Consider the following 6,616-nt stretch of genomic DNA (forward strand, 5'->3'; position numbering starts at 1 on the left):
GAGTGGCTCATCGAGGGCCTTTCTGGCTTGGCGTGTCTTGTAGCGATTCACACCGAACCAGAAGGTCCTCTCCTCGTCTCAGCCCGACTCAGCTCGTGAGGTGTTCACAACCTCCCGAGACAGAACAGCTAGATCCCTCCTTCGCAAAGGGCCGTCTCCGCAGCGCGGAGGCGGCCCTTTCACGTGCCCGCAAGCGGTGAAAGCGGAGTGGGACCGCGGTGAAAGGCAAGGCGCGCACGCTGGGTGGCACAGGAAGCCGATCAGGAAGGCACACTCCATGCGATACGCCATCGAAGTCCGGGGACTGAAGAAGTCCTTCGGCGAGGTCCACGCCCTCAGCGGCGTGGACCTCGCCGCGGCCCCCGGCACCGTGCTCGGGGTCCTCGGCCCGAACGGGGCCGGGAAGACCACGGCCGTCCGCGTCATGTCCACCCTCGCGAAGCCCGACGCCGGGACCGCCCGCGTCCTCGGGCTCGACGTCGTCGAACGGGCCGCCCAGGTGCGCGAGCGCATCGGCCTCACCGGCCAGTACGCCGGCCTCGACCCGAACCTCTCCGGGGAGCAGAACCTCGTGCTCGTCGCGCGGCTCCTCGGCGCGTCCCGCCGCCAGGCGAAGGCCCGCGCGAACGAGCTCATCGAGCGGTTCGACCTCGCCCACGCCGCCACCCGCGCCGTGGGCAAGTACTCCGGCGGGATGCGCCGCCGCCTCGACCTCGCGGCGTCGATCGTGCGGCGGCCCGAGGTGCTGTTCCTGGACGAGCCCACGACGGGCCTCGATCCCCAGAGCCGGGGCGGGTTGTGGGCGGTCGTGCGCGACCTCGTCGCCGCGGGCACCACGGTCCTGCTCACCACGCAGTACCTGGAAGAGGCCGACCAGCTCGCCGACACGATCGCCGTCATCGACACCGGCCGCGTGATCGCCTCCGGCACCCCCTCACAGTTGAAGCAGGCCGTGGGCGGTCAGGTCCTGCGCCTCTCCCCCGCCCGGCCCGAGGCGGCGGAGCAGCTCGTCCAGCTCGCCGAGTGGGCCGTGGGCGTGAAGGCCCGCACCGAGAACGGGTCCGTGATCGTTCCGGTCGCCCACGCCGGCGAGGCGCAGGCCGTGATGGCCCGCATCGGCCAGGCCGGAGTCGACCTCCACGGCTTCGGGCTCCGCGAACCGACCCTCGACGAAGTCTTCCTCCAGCTCACCGGGCACCGTGCCCGCACCGACCAGCCCGCGAAGGAGCTTGCGGCATGACCACGCTGCAGACCGAGGCGCTGAGCGCTGCAACGACTTGGACGACCGAGCGCGGGACGCTCGCGCAGTGCGCCACGATGGCGGGCCGCTCGCTCGCCTCGATCAAGCACGCCCCCGCGCAGCTCGTCGACTTCTTCATGATCCCGCTGATGATCCTGCTCTCCATCACGTTCTTCATGGGCGGCCAGATGATGGGCTCGTGGCAGGACTTCCTGCAGTACGCGGGCCCGACCATCATCGCGATGGGCTTGTTCTTCGCCATCACCTCGACGGGCCTGGGCCTCTACGGCGACATCAAGGAGGGCGTGTTCGACCGCCTCACCGCGATGCCCGTGTCGCGGTTCGCGCTGCTCGCCGGGCGGGTCGCGGCCGACATGGTGAAGCACGCGTGGGCGCTGCTCGTCGTCGGCGGCGTCGCCTTCGCGATCGGCTACCGCGCCGACGGCGGCGTCCTCGGGACCGCCGCGGCGGCGGGGGCGCTCCTGCTGTTCCTGTTCGCCGCTTCGTGGTCGATGGCCCTCGTAGGCCTCACCGCCAAGAGCGAGGAGCAGATCCAGACCTGGATGATCAGCCTCCTCATGCCGCTCGCGTACACCTCGACGATCTTCGTGGAGGGCGACACGCTTCCCGGCCCCGTCCAGTGGTGGGCCGAGATCAACCCGCTCACCGCTCTCGCGGACTCAATGCGGGTGTTCCTCGACGGCGGCGACCCGGGCGGCGAGGTGCTCGCGCTCCTCGGCTGGTGCGCCGCGTTCATCGCGGTGTTCGTGCCGCTGTCGCTGCGGGCCTACCGACGCAAGCTGGCCGACTGAGCTACGAGCTGAACGGCCACATGCTCTGCTCGAGCATCGAGGCGGCCCGGGCCTCCAGGTCCGGGTCGCCTTGCTCGCGCGCCACGGCCGCGAGCTGCCGGTAGAGCTGCATCGTGACCTCCGAGAACCCCTGGAAGCGCGGCAGATCCGTCTCGGCGTCGAGCAGCTCGCGCAGCGCCTCGTCGAGTTTCCCCATGCGGCGCAGGCAGATCGCCGCCGCGTTCCGGGCGGCGAGGGCGTTCTCGGCGTTGCCGATCCGCTCGGCCCGCTCCCGGTACCAGCGCATCTGCCCGAGCATCCCCTCGGGATCGTCGCCGTGCTCGGCCTCGACCCGCCACAGGTGCTCGGCGATCACCGAGTCGGCCAGGTCCGCACCGAACTCCGCTTCGGCCGCGATCGCCTGCAGCAGCAGGTCTCGCGCGCCCTCGTGGTCCCCCGCGCCCATGCGCTGGATCGCGAGGTCCTGCCAGGACAGGATGAGCCCGAAGCGCTCGCCCAGCCGCTCGAAGATCGCCACCGACTCGGCCGTCTCCGCCGCGCCGGCCTCGGGCCGCCCCGACCGGAGCGAGAACTCGGACGCGAACAGCAGGCCGATCCCGCGCACCCACGGGTTGCCGTCGGGGCCGATCTCCTCCAGGATCTCGCGCAGGCGGTCCGCGTCTCCGGCGATCATCGCCCTGACCATCGGGATCATCCGCAGCAGCGGCTCGACCTCGTACAGGTCGTGCTCCTCGCAGATGCGCTGCGCCGCGGCGTACTCGGTGTCGAACTCGGCGGGGTCGACCCTCCCCGACCACAGGGCCCAGCTGCCGGCCATCGCCACTTTCGCCCGGTGCATCGGGTCGACGTCTTCGGACGAGAGCCCGCGGACCTGCCGGGCCAGCTCCATGCCCTCGTCGCGGTAGCCGCGCATCCACCAGTACCAGGAGAGCGGCGCGATCGCGCGGAAGGCGACGCGGGAGTTCCCGGCGGCGACCATGCGGCGGATCGCGGCGAACAGGTTCGCGTGGTCGGTCCCGAGACGGTCGAGCCATGCAACCTGCTCAGCCCGCATGAGATGCGGCTCGGCCTCCTCGGCGAGGTCCGCGTAGTGCTCGGCGTGGCGCTCGAAGCGCTCGGCGGTCTCCCCGACCTCGGCGAGCCGGGCGGCGGCGTACTCGCGCACGGTCTCCAGCAGCCGGTAGCGGCCGCCCGGCAGTCGCTGCACCAGCGACTTCTCGACCAGGCCGGTGATGTCGTCGGCCGTCGCGGAGCAGACCTCGCACGCGGCCGCGAGGTCGGCGCTGCCGCTGAAGACCGACATACGGGCGAGCACGAGCCGCTCGGACGGGTCGAGGAGGTCCCAGCTCCAGTCGACCACCGCGCGGAGCGTCCGCTGGCGCGGCTCGGCCGTGCGCGGACCCCGGCCGAGCAGGTTGAACCGGTCGCCGAGGCGCGCGGCGAGGTCGTCGAGGCTCATGGACCGCAGGCGGGCCGCCGCGAGCTCGATCGCGAGCGGCAGACCGTCGAGCGCGGTGCACACCTGCAGCACCAGCCCGGCGTTCGCGGCGTCTACCGCGAACGCCGCATCGCTCTGGCGGGCGCGCTCCTCGAACAGCGCGATGGCCGCGTGCGACCGCAGGTCCGCCACCGCATCGGCGCCTTCGACGGCAGCGCTGTCGGGCAGCGGCAGCGGCCCGACGCCGAGCACCGCCTCCCCGGTGATGCCGAGCGCTTCACGGCTGGTCGCGAGCACCGTGAGGCCCGGGACCCGGCTGAGGAGGTGCGCGAGCAGTTCGGCGGCGTCCTCGACCAGGTGCTCGCAGTTGTCCACGGCGAGCACGAGTTCGCGGCCCCACAGGGCCTCGGTCAGGCGCTTCCGCGGGTCCTCGCTGCGGCGGGCGAGGATCGACTCGCCGAGGCCGATCGCGTCGCCGAACACCTCGGGGAGCCGCATCGGGTCGGCGACCGGCGCGAGCTCCACCAGCCGCACCTCGCGCCCCTCGGCGGCGAGGCGGTGCGCGGTCTCCACCGCGAGGCGGGTCTTGCCGGTACCGCCGGGGCCGGTGAGGGTCACGAGCCGGTTCACCCCGAGCAGCCCGGTCACCGCCGCGATCTCGGCCTCGCGGCCGATACACGCCGTCAGCGGCTCCGGCAGCCGATTCGGCTTGTGCTGGGCCGCTTGCGGTTCGACACCGCGCAGCACGTCGAGATGGGCCTCCCGCAGGACGTTCGAGGGGTCGACTCCGAGCTCGTCAGCGAGCTTTCCGCGCACGGTGTCGAAGACGCCGAGCGCTTCGGCGCGGCGGCCCGCGGCGGCGAGCGCGAGCATGTAGCGGGCGGCGTCGGGCTCGTTGAGGACGTCGGCGCTGTGGCGGGCGGCGAGCTCCGCGAGCACCGCGTCCGCGCCTTCGAGGCGGAGCCTGGTGTCGAGGTGCAGGGCGCTGACGGCGTCGCGCCGCATGGCGAGCCGCGCGCGGGCGGTCTCGGCGAAGGCGTACCCGTCGAGGTCGGCCAGCGCCGGGCCGCGCCAGAGCGCGAGGGCGGCTTCGGCGCTCGTCCGGGCGGCGGCGGGCGCGTCCGCTCTGGAGGCCGTTTCGGTGCGCGCCGCGAGGTGCTCGAAGGTCTCGAGGTCGGTGGCGGCGTTGAGCCGGTAGCCGCCGGGACCGCTTTCGAGGCGGTCGCCGAGGAGGCCGCGGAGGCGCGACAACTGGGTGTGGAGGGCGCCGCTCGCGTTGGCGGGCGGGTCTTCGGGCCACACGGCGTCGATGAGCGCGGCGGCGGTCACGACGGAGCCGGGGTCGAGTGCGAGCCGGGCGAGGAGGGCGCGCTGGCGTCCGGCGGGGACGGGGATCTCGGTGCCGTCCCCGTCGAGCACCCGCATCGGCCCCAGGAGTTCCACTCGCATGCGGTCTATCTTGCCGCGCTGGTGGGAACAGGGGGGACCGGGTGCGGGCGACAGGTGGCGGACTCCCCAATGGAATCTGCTACTTGCATGAACAGGTTGTCACGGCATATCAGGGGCTTATCATGGCTTTTCTGTCAGGTTCCCGACTGAATCGAACATAGGGCCCGATCGCGCACGTACTGTCGTTCACAAAACCCCGAAGCAGTACATGTGAGGTGCGGTGTCCGCCATGGCGATCAGTCTCGATTACCACAACGATTCCCAGTCCCGCACTGCCGAGTCGCTCGACCCGGAAGGAGAACCCCCCATGAGCCCTGGCCCCGCGGGCGCGCATATCGCCGGTTATTGCGTCGAATTCCGGCTCGAGACCCGGGACAACGGGACCCAGGTGCTCCTCGCCCACGACCCCGACGGCGTCGCCGCCGCCGTGGCCACGATCGTGGCCGCCGACCTCCTGCAGGTCGCGACCGCGCTCGTGCGCGACCGGCCCGGCTACGAGCCCGGCGGCCGGCCCGACCACGGCCTCAAGATCACCGCGGACAAAGCGGCGGAGGTCGGGGCGCTGGCCTATTACGGTCCGGGCGGCGAGGACTACGGTCCGGGAGCCTGGGTCACGTTCTCGAACGAGCCGCAGGCGCCGGAGCTGCGGCTCTTCCGGGACATGGATACGGCGAGCACGTTCCCGACCGACGCGCACATCGCCTTGAGCACGCTGGCGCGCGCGGTGGAGGACTTCCGGGCGACGGGCGGCCTGCGCCCGTCCGGATGCATGTGGCGGCCGAGCACGGTGTGGTGACGTCGATGCGACGTGCATTCGCAGCGTGGGATCGCGACCTGGCACCGGTCCCACCTCACCTCGGCGAAGCTTGCCAGCCGTGAATCCGCACAGTTAGTCTTGCGCTTCATGAGCAGCAGTGACACGCCCCCGGACCTGGTCACCGTGCGCTTCGCCGAGTCCTCGGACGCGGCCGCGTTCGCCGCGATCGTGAACCACTACATCGCCCGCAGCACCGCGAACTTCCGCACCGAGCCGCAGCCGGCCTCCGACTGGGAGCAGGAGATCGCCGCGTACGGCGGCCGCTATCCGTGGCTCGTCGCGGAGTCCGACGGCGAGGTCGTGGGCCTGGCGTACGCGAAGCCGTGGAACGCCCGGCAGGCGTACGACTGGACCGCCGAGGCCACGGTGTACGTCGCGGACGGCCAGCGCGGCCGCCGCGTGGGCTCGACGTTGTACCGGGAACTCCTCAAGCGCCTTGAGGCCCAAGGGTTCCGCAGCGTGATGGCGCTGGTGACGAGCCCGAACGAGGGCAGCGAGGCGCTGCACGCGTCGTTCGGTTTCAAGCTGGTGGGCACGATCGACGCCGCCGGCTACAAGCACGGCGAGTGGCGCGACGTCGGCGTCTGGCAGAAGATCCTGGCCGAATTGGCCGACCCTCCGGTACCGACGGCGCCTCCGGAGCGCTAGGGCCCGTGGATCTAATGAACCTCTAATGGTTCTCGCGTGGAACGCAGAGCCCCCGGCTCTACTGTTCGGTGCAAGGGGAAATCTCCTGAGGGGTGACAAGCCGCAAGGCGAGTCGAATCCAATTGATGGGTGTGGGGTAGCGGGGGGGGGGGGGGCGGGGGGGGGGGGGCCGGCCGCCGTTTTAAGGGGTATAGTCAGGCGGTGTGGGTGGG

The 6,616-nt window shown here is 71.7% G+C and carries 5 protein-coding genes; 4 read left to right on the forward strand and 1 reads right to left on the reverse strand.

The annotated features are described in order from the left end of the window. The first annotated feature begins 277 nt into the window (after positions 1-277). Positions 278-1,240: an ATP-binding cassette domain-containing protein gene (locus tag O1R50_RS03950; RefSeq protein WP_270108573.1), complete on the forward strand. Its 963-nt coding sequence runs from the start codon at positions 278-280 to the stop codon at positions 1,238-1,240. Continuing rightward, complete coding sequence (locus O1R50_RS03955; protein ID WP_270108574.1) at positions 1,237-2,052, forward strand: ABC transporter permease; 816 nt, start codon at positions 1,237-1,239, stop codon at positions 2,050-2,052. The genes O1R50_RS03950 and O1R50_RS03955 overlap by 4 nt, the downstream gene beginning before the upstream one ends. 1 nt (position 2,053) lies before the next feature. Here O1R50_RS03955 and O1R50_RS03960 read toward each other — a convergent pair whose 3' ends face one another. After that, positions 2,054-4,939, reverse strand: a complete 2,886-nt coding sequence (locus O1R50_RS03960; RefSeq protein WP_270108575.1) for a BTAD domain-containing putative transcriptional regulator — start codon at positions 4,937-4,939, stop codon at positions 2,054-2,056. A gap of 307 nt (positions 4,940-5,246) precedes the next feature. Between O1R50_RS03960 and O1R50_RS03965 the strand changes: the two genes are divergently transcribed. After that, positions 5,247-5,735, forward strand: a complete 489-nt coding sequence (locus tag O1R50_RS03965; protein WP_270108576.1) for an Imm1 family immunity protein — start codon at positions 5,247-5,249, stop codon at positions 5,733-5,735. Positions 5,736-5,843: 108 nt separating this feature from the next. Continuing rightward, positions 5,844-6,404, forward strand: a complete 561-nt coding sequence (locus O1R50_RS03970) for a GNAT family N-acetyltransferase (RefSeq protein ID WP_270108578.1) — start codon at positions 5,844-5,846, stop codon at positions 6,402-6,404. Positions 6,405-6,616 lie beyond the last annotated feature (212 nt).

This window comes from Glycomyces luteolus (assembly GCF_027622875.1).
In the GTDB taxonomy this organism is placed as follows: domain Bacteria; phylum Actinomycetota; class Actinomycetes; order Mycobacteriales; family Micromonosporaceae; genus Glycomyces; species Glycomyces luteolus.

Bases quoted from the DNA above. Each gene is read 5' to 3' on its own strand.
- O1R50_RS03970 (WP_270108578.1), top strand. From the start codon at position 5,844: ATGAGCAGCAGTGACACGCCCCCGGACCTGGTCACCGTGCGCTTCGCC.
- O1R50_RS03960 (WP_270108575.1), bottom strand. From the start codon at position 4,939: ATGCGAGTGGAACTCCTGGGGCCGATGCGGGTGCTCGACGGGGACGGC.
- O1R50_RS03955 (WP_270108574.1), top strand. From the start codon at position 1,237: ATGACCACGCTGCAGACCGAGGCGCTGAGCGCTGCAACGACTTGGACG.
- O1R50_RS03950 (WP_270108573.1), top strand. From the start codon at position 278: ATGCGATACGCCATCGAAGTCCGGGGACTGAAGAAGTCCTTCGGCGAG.
- O1R50_RS03965 (WP_270108576.1), top strand. From the start codon at position 5,247: ATGAGCCCTGGCCCCGCGGGCGCGCATATCGCCGGTTATTGCGTCGAA.